Annotated in this window: 19 protein-coding genes and 1 pseudogene; 10 read left to right on the forward strand and 10 right to left on the reverse strand. The window is 64.9% G+C overall.

Annotated features, from left to right (window positions below; all coding sequences use genetic code 11):
• Window position 1 precedes the first annotated feature (1 nt).
• The 9 genes and pseudogenes from C6A82_RS18105 to C6A82_RS18145 form a co-directional block, all read right to left on the reverse strand.
• Window positions 2-1,498 (reverse strand): MCE family protein, encoded by a 1,497-nt coding sequence (locus tag C6A82_RS18105; RefSeq protein ID WP_105348149.1) that lies wholly within the window; start codon window positions 1,496-1,498, stop codon window positions 2-4.
• On the reverse strand, window positions 1,473-2,585 hold the full coding sequence (locus tag C6A82_RS18110) for an MCE family protein (protein WP_105348172.1): 1,113 nt from the start codon (window positions 2,583-2,585) through the stop codon (window positions 1,473-1,475). Before C6A82_RS18110 ends, C6A82_RS18105 begins: the two co-directional genes overlap by 26 nt.
• An 8-nt stretch (window positions 2,586-2,593) precedes the next feature.
• A complete protein-coding gene (locus C6A82_RS18115; protein ID WP_105348151.1) occupies window positions 2,594-3,622 on the reverse strand; it encodes an MCE family protein in 1,029 nt (342 codons plus the stop codon).
• Complete coding sequence (locus C6A82_RS18120; protein WP_105348153.1) at window positions 3,619-4,818, reverse strand: MCE family protein; 1,200 nt, start codon at window positions 4,816-4,818, stop codon at window positions 3,619-3,621. The genes C6A82_RS18115 and C6A82_RS18120 overlap by 4 nt, the downstream gene beginning before the upstream one ends.
• 11 nt (window positions 4,819-4,829) lie before the next feature.
• Entirely contained in the window at window positions 4,830-5,687 is an 858-nt protein-coding gene (locus C6A82_RS18125; RefSeq protein WP_105348154.1) for an ABC transporter permease, read from the reverse strand.
• A gap of 3 nt (window positions 5,688-5,690) precedes the next feature.
• Window positions 5,691-6,500 (reverse strand): ABC transporter permease, encoded by an 810-nt coding sequence (locus C6A82_RS18130; protein WP_105348156.1) that lies wholly within the window; start codon window positions 6,498-6,500, stop codon window positions 5,691-5,693.
• A pseudogene (locus tag C6A82_RS18135) lies at window positions 6,487-6,834 on the reverse strand (thiolase C-terminal domain-containing protein); the annotation flags it as partial. The pseudogene C6A82_RS18135 and the gene C6A82_RS18130, both read right to left, overlap by 14 nt.
• Before the next feature lie 137 nt (window positions 6,835-6,971).
• Window positions 6,972-8,183: a CoA transferase gene (locus C6A82_RS18140; RefSeq protein WP_311101405.1), complete on the reverse strand. Its 1,212-nt coding sequence runs from the start codon at window positions 8,181-8,183 to the stop codon at window positions 6,972-6,974.
• A complete protein-coding gene (locus tag C6A82_RS18145; RefSeq protein WP_105343583.1) occupies window positions 8,183-9,664 on the reverse strand; it encodes an aldehyde dehydrogenase family protein in 1,482 nt (493 codons plus the stop codon). Before C6A82_RS18145 ends, C6A82_RS18140 begins: the two co-directional genes overlap by 1 nt.
• A 243-nt stretch (window positions 9,665-9,907) precedes the next feature.
• Between C6A82_RS18145 and C6A82_RS18150 the strand changes: the two genes are divergently transcribed.
• The 5 genes from C6A82_RS18150 (at window position 9,908) to C6A82_RS18170 (ending at window position 13,602) form a co-directional block, all read left to right on the forward strand.
• Window positions 9,908-10,612: an SDR family NAD(P)-dependent oxidoreductase gene (locus C6A82_RS18150; RefSeq protein WP_105343581.1), complete on the forward strand. Its 705-nt coding sequence runs from the start codon at window positions 9,908-9,910 to the stop codon at window positions 10,610-10,612.
• A 22-nt stretch (window positions 10,613-10,634) separates the two neighbouring features.
• Window positions 10,635-11,495 carry a mycofactocin-coupled SDR family oxidoreductase gene (locus C6A82_RS18155; RefSeq protein ID WP_105343580.1) on the forward strand — a complete coding sequence of 287 codons (861 nt, stop codon included), beginning with the start codon at window positions 10,635-10,637 and terminating at the stop codon, window positions 11,493-11,495.
• Window positions 11,496-11,507: 12 nt separating this feature from the next.
• A complete protein-coding gene (locus tag C6A82_RS18160) occupies window positions 11,508-11,702 on the forward strand; it encodes a ferredoxin (RefSeq protein ID WP_105343578.1) in 195 nt (64 codons plus the stop codon).
• Between the two features lie 27 nt (window positions 11,703-11,729).
• Complete coding sequence (locus tag C6A82_RS18165) at window positions 11,730-13,097, forward strand: cytochrome P450 (protein ID WP_105343576.1); 1,368 nt, start codon at window positions 11,730-11,732, stop codon at window positions 13,095-13,097.
• A gap of 67 nt (window positions 13,098-13,164) precedes the next feature.
• Window positions 13,165-13,602 (forward strand): hypothetical protein, encoded by a 438-nt coding sequence (locus C6A82_RS18170; RefSeq protein WP_105343574.1) that lies wholly within the window; start codon window positions 13,165-13,167, stop codon window positions 13,600-13,602.
• Between the two features lie 4 nt (window positions 13,603-13,606).
• On the opposite strand, the gene C6A82_RS18175 is transcribed toward C6A82_RS18170, so the two are convergent.
• Window positions 13,607-15,061 (reverse strand): amidase, encoded by a 1,455-nt coding sequence (locus C6A82_RS18175; protein ID WP_105343572.1) that lies wholly within the window; start codon window positions 15,059-15,061, stop codon window positions 13,607-13,609.
• Window positions 15,062-15,133: 72 nt separating this feature from the next.
• Here C6A82_RS18175 and C6A82_RS18180 point away from each other — a divergent pair, with 72 nt between their 5' ends.
• The 5 genes from C6A82_RS18180 (at window position 15,134) to C6A82_RS18200 (ending at window position 21,616) form a co-directional block, all read left to right on the forward strand.
• Window positions 15,134-16,339: a cytochrome P450 gene (locus tag C6A82_RS18180; protein ID WP_105343570.1), complete on the forward strand. Its 1,206-nt coding sequence runs from the start codon at window positions 15,134-15,136 to the stop codon at window positions 16,337-16,339.
• Window positions 16,340-16,408: 69 nt separating this feature from the next.
• A complete protein-coding gene (locus tag C6A82_RS18185) occupies window positions 16,409-17,380 on the forward strand; it encodes an enoyl-CoA hydratase/isomerase family protein (protein ID WP_105343568.1) in 972 nt (323 codons plus the stop codon).
• Window positions 17,381-17,385: 5 nt separating this feature from the next.
• Entirely contained in the window at window positions 17,386-19,614 is a 2,229-nt protein-coding gene (locus C6A82_RS18190) for a CoA transferase (RefSeq protein WP_311101406.1), read from the forward strand.
• Window positions 19,611-20,375 (forward strand): SDR family NAD(P)-dependent oxidoreductase, encoded by a 765-nt coding sequence (locus tag C6A82_RS18195; RefSeq protein WP_105341387.1) that lies wholly within the window; start codon window positions 19,611-19,613, stop codon window positions 20,373-20,375. The genes C6A82_RS18190 and C6A82_RS18195 overlap by 4 nt, the downstream gene beginning before the upstream one ends.
• Window positions 20,372-21,616 (forward strand): hypothetical protein, encoded by a 1,245-nt coding sequence (locus tag C6A82_RS18200; RefSeq protein WP_311101407.1) that lies wholly within the window; start codon window positions 20,372-20,374, stop codon window positions 21,614-21,616. Before C6A82_RS18195 ends, C6A82_RS18200 begins: the two co-directional genes overlap by 4 nt.
• Window positions 21,617-21,631 lie beyond the last annotated feature (15 nt).

A 21,631-nucleotide genomic window follows, 5' to 3' on the forward strand; every position in this document is an offset into this window, starting at 1 on the left:
ATCATGATGGCGGCATCCCTTCGGCCGGCAGCAGGGGTGCATTGGGCGACACCGGCGGAGCGGCGGGCGCCGGCGTAGCCGGAAGCAGCATGCCGTCAACGCTCGACGGGGGCCCCGGAAGCACAGTGGGGGGCCCCGGAATCGGCGCGCCAGGGAACAACGCCGGCGAGGGAGTGGCGGGTACCTCTCCGCCGGGCGAATACAACCCCGGCGGCCCAGGTGGCGCTCCCCAGCCAGGTGGCGGCGGGATATCGCCGGCGCCGAGGTAGGCCGATACCGAGGGGAAGGACTCGGGCGGGTCACCCGGCCCAGCGCCTCCAGGCGCTAGCTTCGGGTCGGTGTAGATGATGTTTTCCGGTTTGGGCGCAGGCCTCAGGTACAAGTTGAACGGCAACGGCAGGTTGTTGAAATTGAGCAATCGCAGCGCCGGCCCGAGGTATTGCGAGCAGAGTTTCGCCGTTTCCGGAGCGGTGGTGTTCTCGATTGCGCCGAACAAACCGCAGAAGAAGTAAACCGGATTCGCGAAGTTTACCAGCGAGAAAGCTCCGCTCACTCCGCCGGAGGGCGGGTAGTAGATGTTCTGGTAGTTGGCGACCGCATTCGGCGTGATGTGAAGGATGTTTTCGACAGCCGAGCGGTTGTCGACCAGGATCTGGGTGACTTCGGCCAGGCTTCTGACCTGCTCGGACACTTGGTTCCGACTGCCGGCGACGAAGCGCTGCACCTCGCCGAGGGCAACCGACAAATCCGACAACGCCGCGTCCAGATCGGACCTGTTGTCGTTCACGACGCTCGTCAAACTGGCCAGCCGGTTCTCGAACATGACGATCTGTTGCTTGCTGTCGCGAAGCGCGGTGACGAAGATTTGCAGATTCTTGATGATGTCCACGATGTTGCCGCTGCCTTCGGCGAAAATCCTTGCGGCACCGGATAATTGAGCCAGCGTCTGTCGTAGCTTGCCGCCGTTGCCGTCCAGTGCGTTCGCCGCGCTGTCGATGAAGCGGGATACGGAGGTTCCCGACACCCCGGTCTTCGGGCCCAATTCCTCTGCCAGCCGCATCAGCTGGGTTTTCACCTCATCCCATTCGACGGGGACTGCCGTTCGGTTGCTCGGTATCACTGCGCCGTCACGCATGGTGGGCCCGCCGCCCGTCCGGTACGCCGGCGTGAGCTGAACGTAACGCGCCGCAACCAGGTTCTGGGCGACGATCACCGCCTTGGCATCGGCCGGAACGGGCACGCCGTGATCGACCTTCAAGGTCATCTTCGTCTGCGTGCCTTCGGGTTTGATGGAGTCGATCTTGCCGACCTTGACACCGGACACGCGCACCTCGTCGCCGGGGTAGATCGACGTGGCGGTCGGGAAGTACGCGGTGATGGTATTGGGCCCGAAGAAGACCTGGCGTACCAAAACCACGGCTCCGGCGACGAGCGCAACGGCCAGGAGCGCAGAGGTGATCACAAAGAGAGGCTTACGGTTCACCTGGGTCTCCGTCATCGGGGAGGTCGCCTGGTTGCGGGATGGAATTGACTGGGAAGGGCAGTTCGGCGCGCGGCCCGGCGTTGTCCGGCGGCTGGCCTGCGCCCACACCGCGGCGGAACCCGAAGGCGTAATCCAGGAACGGCTGCAGGAGCTGCGCCGGTTGGATGTTGGGTATGAACGCGTTGTAATAGGCCCCGTTGGACACGATTTCGCCCTGTGTGAGCTCGTATTTGGCCAGGCCGGGGATGGCCTTGGAAATATTGTCCCGGTTCTTTATGAGCATCGCGTTGACGCGGTTCAGCCTTTCCAGCGTCGGTGCCAGCTCCTGCTCGTTGTCGGCGACCACACCAGTCAGCTCCCGCGACACCGCCGAGGTGTTGGCGAGCAGGCTGACGATGGCCTGCCGACGCTCGTTGAGCACTGCGAGCAGATCGTTGGCATTGAGGATCAGCATATTGACCTGCTCGCTGCGGTCGGACAGGATGCCGGTCACGTCACCGGCGGTTTTCAGCAGCTCGGCCAGACTCTCATTACGATTGTTGAGTGATTTCGACAGTCGCGACAGACCGTCGAATGTCGGACCCAACTGTGGCGCGACCTGGTCGAGCGTGGTCGCCAACGTGTCCAGGGACTGGTTGAGCGTATCGGTATTGGTTGCAGCGGTATTCGCAGTGAGTTCACTGACAGCGTCGGTCAAGGAGTACGGCGAGGTTGTGCGCGACACCGGAATACGCTTCTTGTGGTCAAGTGTGCCGCTTCCCGAGGACTCCAGGGCCAGCACACGCTCGCCGAGCAGGGTTCCGGTGCGGATGTGCGCGCTGGTTTCCGAGCCGAGGGCAGCCTTACCCGCGATGGTGAAAGTGACCAGTGCGTCGCCGTTTTCGAGTTCAATCGACGACACTGTGCCGACCTTGGTACCCGACACGGTCACGTCGTTGCCTTCGATGAGACCTCCCGCCTCGGTGAAGAGGGCCTGGTACTTGATGCCGCTGGCGTATTGCAGCAACCGTTCCGGCTGAAGGCCCGCGATGATGACGAGGATCATCAGGACGACGCCAATGATGCCCGCCTGTATGAGCTGGGATCCGCGGTATCTATCCATTAGTGCCATTAGTTTTCCGCGCACCTCCCCGTCTCTTGCTTGATCCAGGGAAAGACCACGGTGCGGCCCTCGAGATCGCTGGCCCGGAAGGTGATCCCGCAGATGTAGTAAGGGAAGAACGCCCCGTAGGAACCGACCCGCGCGAGTTTGCGGTAGAGCTCGGGCAGCTGCTGCAGGGTGGCGTCGAAATAATCCTTGTGCTTGCCGTCCAACAGTGGAGCCAGCCTGTTCAACTCGTCGACTGTGCCGGCCAGCGGCGGGCGCGCCCGACCGAGCAAGTCGGTCAGCGAGGCGGTGCCGTTGTCGAGAGACGTGATCGCCTCACCGATGGGATCGCGGTCGGTCGACAAGCCACTAACCAGTTGCTCGAGCCGGTCGATCGCACCAGAGAATTCGTCGCCGTCCTTGGACAGCGTATCCAGCAGGGTTCGCAAGTCGTCGATCAACTGCTCGATGACCTCGCTGTTGTCCGCCAACGAGTTTGAGAATGACGATGTCTTCGAGAACAGCGATTCGAGGGTTCCGCCTTGGCCCTGCAGGATTTGGACCAGGGACGAGGTGAGCGCGTTCACGTCTTGCGGGTTAAGCCCCTGGATAACGGGTTTCAGGCCGCCGAGCAGCAGGTCGAGGTCCAGGGCGGGCGCCGTGCGATCCACAGGTATCTGGGAGCCGACCGGTAGTATCTTCGTCGATCCAGGGCTGTCGGCGAGTTCGAGAAATCGATCGCCGGTCAGATTCAGATAGCGTATCTGCGCCGTGGTTCCGGTGGTCAAGACGACGTCGCGACCGGCGTCGAACTTGACGAGCACCTTGCGGTCCGGCTGCAGCGACACCTCTTTGACGGTGCCCACCCGGATTCCCGCGACCCGCACGGTATCCCCCGTTTTGAGTCGTGAGGCGTCGGTGAAGACCGCCGCATATCCGTTCGTCTTACCGGTCGTGGTCTGGCTGAAGATGAAGAACAGGAAGGCGGTCAGAATCGCCATCACGAGCGCGAAGGCGGCGAACTTGATGAGCGTGCCCGTCGGGCGTGTCATCCGGGCATTCCAATCTGTGCGGAGTTGCGCGGGGGTCCAGGGATGGGCCCGAACAACCAATTCTTGAGACCGGCGGAGTTCAGCAGGATGCCCTGGTTCCCGTATTGATGCGGGTTCGCGCCGACATCGGCGACGATGGCCGGCACTCGAAACTCGGGGGGAACGTTGGGCAGACCCAGTTCCTTGCAGTATGGTCGGCCCTTAGCGGCTACCTTCGGCAGGTCGTTCGGATAGCGGTAGCGTTCGGTACCGAGCGTCAGGCCGGCAGACACCACTACGGAGCTGTTGTTACCTGGAAGTGGTGGCGAATTCGCCATCACGGCAAGTCCGCCAATTGAGCAATACAGCGATTCGTGATACCGGTTGAGCAGTTCCGTGGTGGGCACGAGCAGGTGCAGCACCTCGGTCAGCGCCGGCAGGTTTCCGCCGATCACCTCGTTCCCGACATCCGCTAAACCGATTGAGGCGACCAGGAACTCGTCAAGTTCCTGTTGCTGGTCGACGATGGTGTGGCTGACCTGCGTGGTGCTGTCGGCGGTCCTGATGAGGTCGGGCGCCGCGTCCGCGTACGCGCCCAGAGTGGGAGCCGCGGCTTCGAGGTCGCGACTGAGATTCGGCAGACTCGGTTCGATTTTGGCCAGGAACGCGTTGAAGTCGGTCAGCGTCTTGCCGAACTTCTCTCCTCGGCCGTCGAACGCCGTCGCGATCGCGCCCAGTGTCTGATTGAGCTTGGCGGGGTCGATCTTATCGAGCACCTGCACCAACTGCTGGAAGACGGTGTTGATCTCGACCACGACGTGCTGGCTTTGAATCACCTGACCGGGGCGGAGCTTCTGCGGCGAAGGATCGTCCGGAGGAACCATGTTCACGAACTTGGCGCCGAACACCGTCGGCGACTCGATGTTGACATTCACGTTCGATGGAATCAGATTCAGTTGCGACGGATTCATGGCCAGGCGCAGCGCCGCCTTGCCATCGGGCCGGCTCTCGATCGAATCGACTTTCCCGACCTCCACGCCACGCATCTTGACCTTGGCGTCGTTGTTCATCACCAGACCGGCGCGATCCGAAATGACCGTCACCGGTTCGGTTTTGGTGAAGCTGCCCTGGAACAAGCCGATGGCCAAGGCGATGATCAAGCCGACGGCGACAATCATCGCCAACCCCGTCAGCGGGCGTACCGCACCACTTTTCATCCCCGCGCCACCTATCCCGACAGGTTGAAGTTGCCGTTGGAACCATAGACGGACAGCGATACCAGCAGGGTGACCGAGACGACCACGATTAAGGAGGTGCGCACGGCGTTGCCCACAGCGACCCCGACACCGGAGGGCCCGCCGGAGGCGAAATAACCAAAATACGTGTGCACCAACAAGATCGTTACCGCCATCAGTATTGCCTGCAGGAACGACCACAATAAATCGACCGGGTTGAGGAAGGTGTTGAAATAGTGGTCATAGAGCCCACCCGACTGCCCGAACAACACCACCGTCGTGAATTGGGAAGCCAGAAATGACAGGACCACCGCGATCGAGTACAGCGGAGTGATCGCAATCATCCCCGCGACGATCCGGGTGGAGACCAGGTATTCGATGGGACGGATCGCCATGGCCGCGAGCGCGTCGATCTCCTCGTTGATGCGCATCGCGCCCAGCTGCGCCGTCACACCAGCGCCGAAGGTCGCCGCCAACCCGATGCCAGCCACCACCGGGGCAGAGATCCGCACGTTGATGAAGGCCGCCAAGAACCCGGTCAGGGCTTCGATGCCGATGTCGCCGAGTGAGCTGTATCCCTGGACCGCAAGTGTTCCACCGGCGGCCAGAGTCAGGAAGCCGACGATGACGACGGTGCCGCCGATCATCGCCAAGGTCCCTGCCCCCATGGAGATTTCGGCGATCAGCCGGATGATTTCGCGGCGGAAATGAACGGTCGCATGCGGCACCCCGCCAAGGGCCCGTATGTAGAACAACATGTGATCGCCGGCGCGGCCCAAGAGGTCGGTCGGCATCTTGAGCCCCCGGGCCAGCCGCGGAAAGCGACTGCGGAATACGGTTTGTGTTCCCATCGGTCAGTCCTGGCTCATCTGGATGCCGATGGCCGTCACGACCACGTTGATCGCGAACAGCGCCATGAATGCGTACACCACGGTCTCGTTGACAGCGTTGCCCACCGCCTTCGCGCCACCACCAGTGATGTTCAGGCCCCGGTAGCAGGCCACCAACCCGGCGATCAACCCGAACAGCAGCGCCTTCACACACGAGATGATCACCTCTGGGACCCCGGTCAACAGTGTGATGCCTGCGGCGAACGCGCCCGGATTGACGTCCTGGATGAAGATCGAAAACGTGTAGCCGCCCAGGATTCCGATGATCACTACCAGACTGTTGAGCAGCAGGGCCACCAAACCCGAGGCTAGCATCCGAGGGGTCACCAGGCGTTGCACCGGATCTATGCCCAGCACTTCCATCGCGTCGATCTCTTCCCGGATCGTGCGCGAACCCAGATCCGCACACATGGCCGTGGCACCCGCGCCAGCCACGATCAGCACCGTCACCAGCGGACCGACCTGGGTCACCGCGCCGAACGCCGCACCGGCACCGCTCAAGTCCGCCGCGCCCAATTCGCGCAGGAGGATGTTGAGCGTGAACGACACCAGCACGGTGAACGGGATCGCCACCAACACCGTGGGCGCCAGCGATACCTTCACGACAAACCAGCACTGCTCCAGAAACTCACGCCACTGAAACGGCCGCCGGAAGACGTTCCGCACCGCGTCCTTCGACATCGCAAACAATCCACCGACGGCCTCCATCGGCTTGGAACCGCGTCCGAGCGAGATGCCTGTCGACCACCGTTCGGGTCCATTACCCCGCGCCATTGGCCGGTCCTTCCAGGATGGTGACCGCCGATACTGCCGTCGGGCCGCTGATGTCTCGGGCCAATGCGACCCGCGCGCCGTCCACCTGGTTGACCGCCTCCCCTCGGAGTTGCGCGAACAGCTCCACGCACTGTGCGACGCCCGTCGCCCCCAGAGGATGGCCCTTTGTCTTCGGCCCTCCGCTGGGGTTCACCGGCAACGCACCGCCGACCCTTGTCACCTCAGCCTCGACAAGCTCGTAGCCCCCGAACCGCTCGGCAAAGCCAACACCTTCATAGCCGATTCCGTCAATGCCCGTGAAGGAAACGTCAATTTCAGCGACGTCGACGTCGGCGGCGTATGCGGGCCGCCTGGTTCCCCGGCGCGAGTGCTGGCGTCGTCGTCGTCCCCGGCCCGCCCAGTGTTGAGGTGTTGCCCAACAACCCAGGTCAGTGCCGATGGGAGCAAGGTAGGGCATGTGATCCTTCGCGATTAGGTGACGGCGCCGGCCGTCTTGAGCTCGATGATGCGGTCCCAATCCAATCCGAGTTCCAGCAAGATTTCGTCAGTCTGCTGTGCAAAAGCCGGCGCGGGGCCGGATTGGGGAGCACTGACATCAAACTGCACCGGATTCGCCACCAATTCGAGGTCACCCGCTTGCACCAGGTATTCGTTCGCGCGGATCTGTGCGTCCTCGACGGCCTGCAGGGTGTCCTGCACCGGCGCCCACGGTCCGAGCAGTGTCGAGAACCGCTCGCTCCATTCCGCCAGTGGCCGCTTGGACATCGTCTCCATGAGGATCTCCGCGGCCGCCGCGGTGTTCTCGGCGATCGACTCCACGGTCGCGAACCGCAGATCGTCGGCGAGGTCGTCAAGGTCCATGTGCTTGCACACGTCGGCCCAGAACTTGGTGGGCTGCATCATGACGAAAGAAATGTAGCGGTCATCGGCGGTTGCGTACAGCCCTACAAGCGGATTGATCGGCGAGCCGTGCACCCCCGGCGGAAAGGCCTCCATGCGCTCGCCGAGGTGCTTCGTCAGCGCGACGGTGTGGCCAAGCGACCAGAAGCCACTGCCGAGGAGCGAGACGTCAACGATCGACGGCTCACCGGTGCGCTCCCGCTTGAGCAGCGCGGCCGCGATGCCGCCTGCGAGGTTCGTGCCGCTGATCGTGTCGCCATAAGCGGGTCCTGGCGGGCCGATCATTCCCGGCATGCCGGGCGGGGTGATGGTCGCCGCCGTACCGGCGCGACACCAGAACGCGGTCATGTCGTAACCGCCCTTGACCGACTCCTCGCCGCGAGGGCCGAGTGCGCTGCCCCTGGCGTAGACGATCTTGGGGTTGACGGCGCGGATGTCGTCGACGTCGATACCGAACTTCTCGCGGTGTCCGGGCAGGAAGCTGGTCAGAAAGACGTCGGCGCGCTTGGCGAGCTCGAGCAGCACCTCCCTGCCTTCCGGCACCGACATGTCCAGGCCGATGCTGCGCTTGTTGCGGTTGGCGTGCTCGATGTTCGGGTTGGGATCGCCTTCGACGCGCAGCAGTCCCGTCTGGCGCAGTCCGCGCTGCGGGTCGCCGGTGATCGCGTGTTCGACCTTGATGACGTCGGCGCCCCACTCGGTCAGCACCGCACCGGCCGATGGGACGAAGCCGTACATGGCAACCTCGAGGACCCGGATTCCTTCTAATGGTCTGGAAGCCATCAGCCGACCACCGTCGCGATCGTCTTGCGCTCGAGGAATTCTTCGAGTCCGGCGGCGCCCATCTCCCTACCGATGCCCGACTGCTTGTAGCCGCCGAACGGAGCATCGGGACCGAAGAACATGCCGCCGTTGATCGACAGCGTTCCGGTGCGGATGCGGCGCGCCACCGCGAGCGCACGCTGCTCGCTGCCGAAGACGGCTCCCGAGAGGCCGTAGATCGAGTTGTTGGCGATCCGCACTGCGTCGTCGTCATCGTCGTAACGGATCACGGCCAGCACGGGGCCGAACACCTCGTGCTGGGCGATCTCGCTGTCGGGATCGACGTCGGTGAGAAGTGTCGGCTTGTAGAAGAAGCCGGGGCTCACCTTTTCTCCGCCGGTGACCAGTGTCGCACCCGCTTCGACGGCGCGCTGCACCATGGCGTCGACCTTGTCGCGCTGCTTCTCGCTGATCAGCGGACCCGTATAGACGCCTTCTTCGGCGGGGTTGCCGTAGTTGACCACCCCGAAGTTGTTCTTCAGCTTCTCGACGATCTCGTCGTGGTGCTTGCTGGGCACCAGGATCCGCGTCGTGATCGCACAACCCTGACCGGAGTGGCTCGCCGTCGCGAACGCGGTGAAGAGGGCGGCCATGTCGAAGTCGCCGTCGTCGAGCACGATCGCCGCCGACTTCCCGCCGAGTTCGAGGAAGACGCGTTTGCACGTCTCGCTGGCCGCGGCCATGATCGCGCGGCCGGTCGGCGTCGAACCGGTGAAGGTGACCATGTCGACGTCGGGACTCGTCGTCAGCGCGGCTCCGACCGCTGGGTCGGTACCGGACAGCACGTTGACCACACCGGCGGGGATATCGGTGTGTTCGGCGATCAGTTCGCCGAGCGCAAGCGTGATCAGCGGGGTGTCCGGGGCACCCTTCAGCACGACGGTGCAGCCGGCCGCCAGCGCGGGCGCGAGCTTGGCGAGCGCGAGTTGCGTCGGGTAGTTGTACGCGATGATCGCCGCGACTACCCCGGCGGCCTCTTTCTCCACCCAACGGTGGTGCTGCATGCCGTGGCTCTCGCTGTTCCCGAGGTCTTCGGTCAGCGGGTAGGTCTTCAGCAGGTCTGCGTAGTAGCGGACGATCGCGATCGGGGCATCGAGTTGAGCGCCCGCGCACATCGCCGGCGTGGCACCGACCTCGGCGACGGTGAGCTCGGCGAGTTCGTCGCGGTGTTCGACGAGGGCCCGGTGCAATTGATCGAGGCAGCGGATCCGCAGGTCGGTGTCGGTGGACCAGTCGGTGGTGTCGAACGCCCGCCGCGCCGCGGCGACCGCCGCTTCGGCGTCGGCGACCGTTGCGTCGGGAGCGTGGCCGACGACCTCTTCGGTCGCGGGGTTGATGGAAGGAAACGTCGCTGACGTCTCCACCAAGGCTCCATCGATCAGCATCCGGCGGCCGGGCCTGCCCTCGGACGCTTGTTTCGAGATCGTCGACGCTTCCGTCATCCACCCTCCTCGGCAAAGTTCCAGTGTGATGGAAACTTCATTCTCATGTTCGGCGAATCATACATTCGCGGGATGAGAACTCAAGAAAATGAAGATGGCCTAGTCATGTGGCCTGATGCCGACGCTCAGCGCGAAACGGATGCGACAATCGGGTCTGTTCTGTCTTGCGATGCTACACAATGCGAGAGTACGGTTCTCATAATCGGAAGGAAGGTTCTTGGCGACTGAGACGGGCGCGGTCAGATGAAGACCGCGGTAGTCACCGGCGGCGGTTCGGGCATCGGCCAGGCCATCGCGAATCGACTGCGCTCCGACGGGTGTCACGTCGCCACCCTCGACCTCGTCGCCTCCGATGAGAAGTTCGCGCATACCGCCGACGTGACCGACCGCGCGGCCGTCGAGTCCGCGCTGACCGCCGTCCGCGAGCAACTCGGCCCGGTGACCATCCTCGTGAACGCGGCAGGGATGGAGCGGTTCAAACGATTCACCGACCTCACGTTCTCCGACTTCAATCGCGTGATCGACGTCAACCTCAACGGCGTCTTCCACTGCGTCCAGGCGGTGTTGCCGGACATGGTCGAGGCCGGCTGGGGGCGGATCGTCAACATCTCCTCGTCCAGTGCCCAATCCGGACAACCCTTCATGTCCGCGTATGTGGCGGCCAAGGCCGCGGTGAACGGGCTGACGAAGTCGCTGGCGCTGGAATACGGGCCGATGGGCATCACCGTCAACGCGGTGCCCCCCGGGTTCATCGACACGCCGATGCTGCGTAAGTCCGAGGAACGCGGACTGCTCGGCGGAACCGTCGAGGAGCACATCGACCGGACTCCGGTGCGCCGGGTCGGCAGGCCCGAGGATATCGCCGCGGCGTGTGCGTTCCTGATCTCTGAAGAAGCCGGCTACATCACCGGTCAGATCCTCGGCGTCAACGGCGGCCGAAACACCTGAGCAGCAAGAAAGGACATCTCCAGTGGGACGCGTTCAAGGGAAAGTCGCCTTCGTCACCGGCGCAGGCCGCGGCCAGGGCCGCAGCCACGCGGTACGACTCGCCGAGGAGGGCGCCGACATCATCGCTGTCGACCGGTGCGAGGACTTCGCGACGATCGGCTATCCCATGGCCACTGCCGAAGACCTCGAAGAGACCGCCCGGTTCGTCGAGAAGACCGGACAGCGCTGTATCTCAGCCAAGGTCGACGTGAGCGACGTCGTCTCGCTGAGGTCGGTTCTCGACGACGGCGTCGCCGAACTGGGCAGGCTCGACGTCGTCGTCACCGCCGCCGGTATTGCAGGCATGAAGGGTTCGGCGGATCTGGCGGCCTGGGTAGACGTGATCAATACCAACCTGATCGGCACCATCAACGCCATCCAGGTCGCGCTGCCCCATCTCGGTGAGGGCGCCTCGATCATCGCGACGGGTTCCACCGCCGCGCTGATGGACGTCGGCAAGAACGACAACCCCGGCACCGATCCGGGCGGCTCGGCGTATCTGCACTCGAAGAGGCTGCTGTCGCAGTACGTGCACAGCCTCGCGGCCGAACTCGCGCCGCGGGGGATCCGCGCCAACGTCGTGCACCCGACGAACACCAACACACCTATGCTGCAGAGCGCGCCGATGTACAAGTCCTTCCGACCCGACCTGGAGAACCCGACGAAGGACGACGCCGAGCCGGTGTTCTACGTCCAGCAGGCCATGAAGGTGCCGTGGGTCGAGCCCGAGGACATTTCCAACATGGTTCTGTTCCTCGCCTCCGACGAAGCCCGCTACATCACCGGCACACAGCAGCGCGTTGACGCGGGCGGCTACCTGAAGTGGTACGACTACCACATCTGACGGGAGGACATCATGAAGGTTTTCGTCGACTCGGAGCGCTGCCAGGGCCACACGCTGTGCGCCATGATCGCCCCGGATTCGTTCGAGCTCAGCGACATCGACGGCACCTCATCGCCGGTCAACGAGGTGGTCCCGCCCGACCAAGAAGGCGTGGTGCGCGAGGCCGCGCAGTCGTGCCCGGAGCAAGCCATCTCGATCGAAGAGTAAGACCGAGATCAGTATTAGGGAGACACCTTGACCGTCGACGACATCAGCGCCGCCGACAGCGGTCGCAAGAAGAACAGGTACCACTTCGACCGACACACACCGGAGTACCGGCTGCAGTTCGAGAAGATCACCGAAGAGATGCAGGCCAAGTGCCCGATGGCGTGGTCGGACACCTATGACGGCCACTGGGTGGCCGCGGGCAGCAAGGAGGTCTTTGAACTGGCCCGCTGTCCCGTGGTGTCCAACGACCACGACATAAACAACGAGCGCAAGGGTTACCAGGGCATCACCATCCCGAAGGCGCAGCGGGCCACGGTCGTGCGCGGCGGCATCCTCGAGATGGACGAACCCGAACACAGCGTCTACCGCGGTGCGCTCAATCCCTACCTCTCCCCCGCTGCGGTCAAGCGGTGGCAACCGTTCGTCGACGAAATCACCAGGGCGGCACTCGACGAGAAGATCGAGTCCGGCCGCATCGACTTCGTCGACGATCTCGCCAACATCGTGCCCGCGGTCCTCACGCTGGCGATGATGGGCATCGAGTTGCAGAAATGGCCCGTGTACAGCGAACCTGCCCACCTCTCGGTGTCCACCCCGGAGCACTCGCCCGACGCGCCCCGCGTCGCCGAGATGAACCGGCAGATGGGCATCGACATGATCAACACCATGATGGAGATCCGCGAGAATCCGCGGCCGGGTCTGGTGAACGCGCTGCTGCAACTGCGCATCGACGGTGAGCCCGCACCCGACCTGGAGATCCTTGGCAACCTGGGGCTGATAATCGGCGGCGGCTTCGACACCACGACCGCGCTGACCGCGCACTCGCTGGAATGGTTGTCGGAGAACCCCGACCAGCGGGAGCTGCTCAGCCGTGAACGCGACACCCTGCTGAATCCGGCCACCGAGGAGTTCCTGCGGTACTACACCCCGGCGCCGGGTGACGGCCGCACGTTCGCCGAAGACACCGCGTTCGAGGGCACCCGCTTCAAAGAGGGTGAGCGACTGTGGATCTCCTGGGCGATGGCCAACCGCGACCCGGCGGTCTTCGAGAAGCCCAACGAAATCGTGATGGACCGGAAAGGCAACCGCCACTTCAGTTTCGGCATCGGCGTACACCGCTGTGTCGGGTCCAACGTGGCCCGCACCGTCTTCAAGTCGATGCTGACCGCTGTGCTCGACCGCATGCCGGACTACAAATGCGATCCGGAGGGCACCGTGCACTACGAGACCATCGGGGTCATCCAGGGCATGAAGCACCTCCCCGCGACCTTCACCCCCGGCAAGCGGCTGGGTCCCGGACTGGACGAGACGCTCGACAAACTCCAGCGCATCTGCGTCGAGCAGGAACTCGCCCGGCCCATCACCGAGCGCAAGGAAGCCGCCGTAATCGACTGATATTGACCAAAATGTGTGGCGACGTGATTTGATAGGCAGCCGTCGGGATGAGATGGATGGAGGGACCATGAAGTCGGTCATGGTCATGAGTTTCGTCGCGGCCCTATCCGCGGTCGCGTCGCTGCTTGCCCCGCCTGCCCAGGCCATGATGCAGCCTGGGAATTACGATGTGCTGACGAACAGATATACCCAAGCTTCGTGGGCATGGTTCGTTTCGAATTGTCAGCCCACCGCCCCGGACTGCGTGGACGTCAGCGCGATCCCGCGATTGAAGTTCTATGCCTACTACGACGGCGACGCGCACCTTGTCAACGGCCGCTACACCTTGACCGTGGACGTCAATGATGGCTTGCGCTGCCTGCCTGGTTACAGTATGCCGACCCGTGACACGTACACCTGGGACGCCGTCACGCTGGCAGGCGAGATCAACTCCGTCTACGACGTCGGCTGCTTCGGCGGCCCCCCGGGAACGCAGTTCTGGACGTTCGCGCTGCGAAGGCTCTGACGACTCAGACTCCCGGCGGCGCGACGAACCCGCCGAGCACCTCTTCGATGAGCCGTCCGACGGCGAGCGTCGTGCGGTCCTCGAGGTAGGGTCCGACGATCTGCACACCGACCGGCAGACCCGACGCCGTGCGGCCGACGGGAACCACGGTTGCGGGGAGATGTGCCAACGTCGCCAGCGCCACCCACGCCATCAGATCGGTGTAGGGCCGGAGTCCGCCGTTGACCTGAATCACCCGCTCCGGGAACGGCTCACTGTGATCGTGCGGTATCGCGGGCACCATCGCCACCGGCATCAACAGGGCGTCGACGCCGGCGAAGTACTCCGCCATCAGTGCACGCAACTGCTCCCGTTTCTCGCTGGCGAACACCCAGTCCCGGTAGCGCTGGGTGGCGAAGCGGGCCGTCCGCGCGAGCGGCCGGTCGTCCTCGTCGGACAGTGAGTCGGCCAGCGTGACCATGTTGTCGAACGAACGCTTGTCCATCGTGGACAGCAGGATCGGATACAGAAACTGCTGATACAGCCGCACCACATCGGGCAGCACGACGGCAGGTCGTGCGTCGACGACTCGAGCACCTGCATCGTGCAGCGCATCGGCGGCCGCCGCGAGCACCCTCGAGACCTCGGAGTCGACCGGGTAGGCCGGATCGTCGAGCCAGAACGCCAGCCGTAGATCGTCGCCGAGCGTCGTCGCGCGGGGCGCAGGCAGCTTTAGCCGCCATCCGACGGCGGCGTGGCCCGCCGGGCCGGCAAGCACCCCGATTGCGAGCTCGAGGTCTGTGACGTCACGCGCCAAGGGCCCCATGACGGCAAGGTCGGTGGTCGACAGCGTGCCCGGCGCGGGCGGCAGGTGACCCGCCTGCGAGACCACGCCCCACGTCGTCTTGTGGCCGCACACGCCGCACCAGCTCGCCGGGAAGCGGATCGAGCCACCGATGTCGCTGCCCAGCTCGAGCGCCGTCATGCCGGTGGCCACGGCCGCCGCGGCGCCGCCCGACGAACCACCGGTGCTACGTGCGGTGTCCCATGGGTTGTTGCTGGTGCCGAAGATCGCGTTGTAGGTCTGCCAGTCACCGGCCAGCGTCGGCGTATTCGTCTTGCCGAAGATGACCGCTCCTGCGCGGCGCAGCCTTCCGACCGCCTCGGCGTCGCGGTCGGGCACGTGGTCCCAGGCGGGCAGCCCGCACGTCGTCCGCATCCCCGCGGTCTGATAGGTGTCCTTGACCGTCATCGGCACGCCGTGCAGCGCGCCGACGTCGTCGCCGCGAGCCAGCGACGCGTCGGCGGCGTCTGCGGCGATGCGTGCACCGTCGGGATCGAGCGTGACGACGGCGTTCAGCGGCGGGTTGAGGGATTCGACACGGGTCAGGTAGTGCTCCAGCAACTCACGGCTCGACAGTTCTCGGCGCTTGATGGCCTTGGCCAGCGCATGTGCGGGCTGTAAACCGATGTCAGACATGCGAAACGCCCTTTCTTTTAAGCAAAGAGTACAAACAGCCCGAACGCGTTCCGGCGCTGAAACACTGAACCGGTGACGGTAAGCACCGGTAACGATGTCTACTACGACCCCTATGACGTCGAGCTCAATGCCGATCCGTATCCGATGTTCCGCCGGATCCGCGAAGAGGCCCCGCTCTATTTCAATGAGCGGCACGGCTTCTATGCGCTCAGCCGGTACGACGACGTCGACGCCGCGCTGCACGACCACGAGACGTTCAGCTCCGCGCGCGGTGCGGTGCTGGAGATCATTCAGTCGGGCATGGAGATCCCGTCGGGCACCTTGATCTTCGAGGACCCGCCGATCCACAACACTCACCGCCAGCTGCTGTCGCGGATCTTCACGCCGCGCAAGGTCGCGGCGCTGGAGCCGAAGATCCGCGAGTTCACCGCACGCTGCCTGGATCCGTTGGTCGGCACGGGCCGGTTCGACTTCGTGCGCGACCTCGGCGCGCTGATGCCGATGAAGGTCATTCTGATGCTGCTCGGCATTCCCGAGGAGGACCAGACCCATGTCGTGGAGCACGGCGACTCGACGCTGCGCACGCAGCGCGGCGGCAAGATGACCGAGAACCCCGACGGCGTCATCGCCACCGGTGAGGTGTTCGCGTCCTACATCGACTGGCGCGCCGACCATCCCTCAGACGACATCATGACCGAATTGTTGACGGCGGAGTTCGCCGACGAGACCGGTGTCACGCGCAGGCTGGGTCGCGACGAACTGCTGCTGTATCTGCAGGTGATCGCGACGGCAGGCAGCGAGACGACGACACGGCTGTTGGGCTGGGCGGGCAAGGTGCTGGCCGAGCATCCCGATCAGCGCCGCGAGTTGGCGGCAAACAGGACGCTGCTGCCTGCCGGGATCGAGGAGCTGCTGCGCTTCGAGCCGCCCGCGCCGCATGTCAGCCGCTACGTGACGCGCGACATGCAGTACTACGGCCAGACGGTGCCCGCGGGCAGCGCGATGATGCTGATCGTCGGCGCCGCGAATCGCGATCCCCGCCGGTTCGGTGAGGACAGCGAAGAGTTCAACATCCACCGCGAACCTCACCAGCACCTCGCCTTCGGGCTGGGCACCCACTTCTGCCTCGGCAACGCGTTGGCCCGCCTTGAGGGTCGCATCGCGCTCGACGAGATCCTCGACAGATTTCCCAAGTGGGACGTCGACCTGACCGACGCCGAGCTCAGCCCGACGTCGACAGTGCGCGGCTGGGAGTCGATGCCGGCCGTGTTCGGATGAGTAATCGTGCTGTCCGCAAGTGTGACCGCCGCTGGCCAGTCAAGTAGGACGAGATAGAGGGAGATTCGCATGCCTGATTACGACTACGAAGAGATGAAGAAGGAAGCCGAGCAGTACATCAAGTTCGAGAAGGACAAGAAGAACCGGATCGCCTACATCACATTCGACCGGCCGGATGCCCAGAACTCGACCACGCTCGGCATGCGGCAGAACTACGCCGACCTGATCCACAAGTGCAATGTGGACGACGACGTCAAGGTGGTCGTGATCCGCGGCGAGGGTGAGGATTTCGGTAGCGGCGGCGATCTTCCCGAACAACGCGGCATGTTGGAGAACCCCGGGATGCCGCTGCTGCACGAACTGGCGATCAACGACGACGACGTCAAGTACCCGCCGGGCGGCTCGTACCGCTATCTGTCGACGGTCACCGACTTCTACGCCAAGGCCAAGGCGGGCAACCGGCCACTGCAGGAGCTGCGCAAGATCAGCATCATCGAGGCCAAGGGCTACTGCTACGGATGGCACTTCTATCAGGCGGGTGATGCCGACCTCGTCATCTCCTCCGACGATGCGTTGTTCGGCCATCCGGCGTTCCGCTACGTCGGCTGGGGGCCGCGGCTGTGGTGGTGGGCCGAGACCATGGGCCTGCGCAAGTTCTCCGAGATGCTGTTCACCGGAAGGCCGTTCAGCGCCAAGGAGATGTATGACTGCGGCTTCGTCAACAGCGTGGTGCCGCGCGATCAGCTCGAGAAGGAGACCGAGAAGTACGCGCTGGCGTGCTCGAAGTCCCGTCCCACCGACACGGTCGCGGTGCAGAAGACCTTCCTCGAGCTGTACAAGCAGCACAAGGGCGAATACTTCGGCAGCCTGCTCACCGGCATGGTCGAGGGCATGCTGCCGTTGATCCAGAACGACCAGCAGAACGACGTCGACCTCACCGCGGGCACGTTCGAGAAAGGCCTCAACAACGTCGTGAAGGACAACGACATGAACTTCCCGCCCGAGTGGCGACTGAGCCGCTCGGGCCGCGCCAAGCCCTGAGTTTCGTGTCCGCACTCGATGGCTTCCGCGTCGTCGAACTCGCCGAGTCGGTGGCAGGCGAGTACTGCGGCAAGCTGCTCGCCGACTTCGGCGCCGAGGTCATCAAGGTCGAACGGCCGGGACGGGGCAGCGCGACGCGGGCGATGACGCCGGGCAGCGTGTTCGCCTATCTGAACACGAACAAGCGCTCAGTCGAACTCGACCGCGCGGCCGTCGACGACCTCGTCGCGTCCGCCCACGCCGTCATCGACGACGGCCAGTCCTCCGCGGAGCTGGCGGACCGCCACCCCGGGGTGGTGGTCTGCTCCGTCACCCCGTTCGGCTACGACGCGCCACCGGAATGGCAGAAGGCCAAGAGCATCATCGTTTTTCAGGCCAGTGGCTGGGGGTACCACACTCCCAGCCATGCCGATCCCGCGCTGCCGCCGCTCAAGGGTCCCGGGCGGTTCCTGTCCGACTACGAGGCCGGTCTGGACGCGGCGCTGTGCGTGGCGTCGTGTCTGTTCGCGCAGCTGCATCACGGCCGCGGCGAGTTCATCGACGTCTCAGCGCACGCCGCGTTGGTGTCGCGCACCGACTGCATAGTCGGGCGGTTCATCACCGGCGAGATCGCACCCGAGGGCTCCCGCGACGATTTCGACCAACAGGGGCCCGCGTCGTTCTTCGCCTGCGCCGACGGACACGTCTACCTCTATATGACCAACGGGCACCACTGGGTTGCACTGAAGGAGTTGATGGGCCGTCCGCCGTGGCTCGACGAATTCGACGACGACTGGCTCGAATTCTCTGTGTCGCCCGAGAAGGTCGCGACGTTTCACCGCGGCTTCGCCCTGTGGATCCGTGACCGGAAGAAGAACGACGTCGCCGAGGAGGCCCAGCGCCTGGGTGTTCCGCTGGTGCCGGTCAACGCCGTCGACGAGTTGTCGTCACTCCCGCAGTACCGCCACCGAGGCTTCTTCCGCGACGTCACGCATCCGGCGCTCGGCGCGGCGGCCTATCCCACGGTGCCCTACCTGTTGAGTGAATCGCCTGCCGAGATCCGCAGTTGTGCACCGGTTCTCGGGCAGGACTCGGCTGCGGTTCTCGACGTGTCGGCACCGCGGCGACGGTTGACTCCCCTGCGCCCACAACTCAAACCGGCGAAGGAGGCACGGGGCGGACCCCTGGAAGGCGTCCGCGTCGTCGAGCTGACCAAGGTGTGGGCGGGGCCGTACGCGGGCAAGCTGCTGGCCTTGCTCGGCGCCGAGGTGATCAAGGTCGAGAGCTCGAATCGGCCGGAGGAGATGCGGGCCTACGGCGGCACCGATATCAACCATGCCCCGTTCTTCTTGAGCATCAACCCCGAGATCCTCTCCGTCGATCTGGACATCAAGACGCCGGAGGGCACGGCCCGGTTACGGGAGTTGATCGGCCGCAGCGACATCGTGATCAACAACCTGCGGCCGGGTGCGATGGAGCGGCAGGGGCTGGGGTACGACGACCTGCGGGCGGTCAAGTCCGACATCATCTCGGTGTCGATCAAGATGTGGGGCAACGACGGGCCGATGGGCTATCAGACGGGCTATGCGCCGTGCTTCGCCGCGTTGGCGGGTCTGGCGTCGCTCGTCGGGTACGAGGGCGGCCCACCGCTGGGCGCGAGCATGCGCTACGGAGACTCCACGGTCGGTGCGGCCGCGGCGTTCGCGGCTGTCGCGGCCCTCCTTCACCGCGAGCTCACCGGGCAGGGGCAGTTCGTCGACGTGTCGGCCGTCGAGGTGTTGACGTCGATGATCGGCGACAGCGTCGTACAGCAGGCGATGACCGGAGAACCGCTCGGACCCGACGGCAATCACCATCCCGACCTGTCCCCGCATAGCTGCTTCCCCTGCGCTGGCGGCGACTGGATCAGCATCGCCGTCGCCGACGATGTCGAACTTCGAGCCTTGCAGTCGGTGCTCGGCCCCGGCGAGCTCAGCGACCTCACCCGATCGCATGACGCGGCCGAACTCGCGCAGTGGCTGCGCGCCGTTGGCGTGGCGGCGGCGAAGAGCGCGACGGCCCTCGACGTCATCGCCGACGAGTCCCTCTGGCAGCGCGGGACATTCCGCTTCGTGTCCGATCACGTCGAAGGGCAGCGCGCCGTCCTTGGCGCGTCGTGGCGGATGTCGCGTAACCCGGCGCGGATCGAGCGCGGCGCCCCCGACCTCGGTGAGCACAATGACTATGTGTTCACCGATCTCCTGGAGGCCCGATGACGACGACACTGGCGGGCACCGTCGCGCTGGTCACCGGCGCCAGCAGCGGTATCGGTGCCGCGACGGCCCGCGCACTGGCCGCCGAGGGCGCGGCGGTCGCGCTGCTCGCTCGCCGCGCCGACCGGCTCGACGAGCTCAAGCGAGAAATCGAGGCGGCAGGCGGCACGGCGCTGGCGACACCCGCCGATGTGACCGACGGGGATCAGGTCGCCGCAGCGGTGGCGGCTACGGTCGACGCGCTCGGCCGCCTCGACACGCTGGTCAACAACGCTGGACTGTTGCGGATGGGCCCTGCCGCGGAAGCGCCGCTGGCAGATTGGGATGACCTCGTCTCGGTCAACGTCAACGGCGTTCTCTACGCCACGCGTACCGCGCTGCCGCACCTGATCGCGGCGGCGGCGGACTCACCGCGGGGCGTCGCCGACGTGGTCACGATCAGTTCCACCGGTGGTCGGGTCGCGCGGCCGGGCACGGCTGTCTACTCGCTGACCAAATTCGGGGTCAACGCGTTCAGCGAAGGCATCAGGCAGGAACTGATCGGCAACCGGGTCCGCGTCGGGCTTGTCGAGCCCGGCACTGTGCAGACCGAGATCGCCGAGCACCTGTCACCGGAAGCCCGCGCGACCCAGGAGAAGACGACCGCGGGCATGGTCAAACTCCGGCCGGAGGATGTCGCCGACGCCGTCGTCTACATGGTCACCCGCGACCGGCGGGTGGCGGTCAACGAGATGCTGGTACGCGCCGCCGAGCAGACCTGGTGAGCGACCGCTGGGTCAGCGGCGACCGGTCCGGGCTGTCGTTTCCCTCCGACCCGGCCGCTTTTCGTGACGGTGGGGTCGCGTTCCTCAGCGAGGCTTTTCAGACGCGGGTCAGGTCGATCACCCGGTGTGAGGACGTCGCCGGCGGCAGCACGGGTCGCAAGATGCTGCTGGACGTCGACTACACGAACCCGCGGCCCGACCTGCACACCGAACTGTTCGTGAAGTTGTCCCGCGACTTCCATGACCCGTTGCGTGATCACGGCAGAACCCAGATGGAGTCGGAGGTGAGGTTCGCGGCGCTGTCGCTGACACCGGAGTTCCCGATCGCCGTTCCACATACCCAGTTCGCCGACTACCACGCCGAGACGGGCACGGGGATCTTGATCAGCGAGCGAATAGCCTTCGGCAATAACGGAATCGAACGCCAATATCACAAGTGCCTCGACTACGAGATGCCACGGGCGGCCGATCACTACCGGGCGTTGTTCATCGCGCTCGCCCGTCTGGCCGGCGCCCACCGATCAGGACGGTTGCCGTCGCGACTCACCGACGGCTTTCCCGTCGACCTGCAGGCCGCTGCGGTGGGTGAGCCACCGCCGCTGACGCCCGAACGGTTGCACCGGCGCACCGCCCGGCTGGCCGACTTCGCCCAGGCGAATCCGGGCCTACTACCCGACTCCGTTCGGTCGCCGGATTTCCTTGCCCGCCTTCACGAGGAGGCGCCGGTCGTCTTGCAACAAGAAGCGGCCATCTGGCGTCATCTCGCCGACGCTTCGGATTACATCGCGCTGTCGCACTGGAACGCCAACGTCGACAACGCATGGTTCTGGACCGACACCGACGGCGCGTTGCGCTGCGGCCTGATGGACTGGGGCTGCGTCAGCCAGTTGAATCTCGCGATGGCGGTCTGGGGCGCCATGTCCGGCGCCAAAATCGGTTTGTGGAACCGCCATCTCGATGAATTCCTCGATCTGCTGTGCGATGAGGTACGTGCATCCGGCGGGCCGCGACTCGAGTCCGTCGGACTGAAGCGACACGTGGTGCTGTACGTCGTGCTGATGGGGATCACCTGGCTGATGGACGTGCCCGCATTGATTCGATCGAGGGCACCGCAAGCACTGAGCAGGTTCGACCCGGCGATCAAGGGCGACGAGGGCGTGCGCGCGCCGTTGCAGATGCTGACCAACGTGCTGAACCTCTGGGCACGAAGCGACGTCGGCGAAGCCCTGCGCGGGCTGTGACATCCGCGAAACGCT

This window comes from Mycobacterium sp. ITM-2016-00318 (genome assembly GCF_002968285.2).
In the GTDB taxonomy this organism is placed as follows: Bacteria; Actinomycetota; Actinomycetes; order Mycobacteriales; family Mycobacteriaceae; genus Mycobacterium.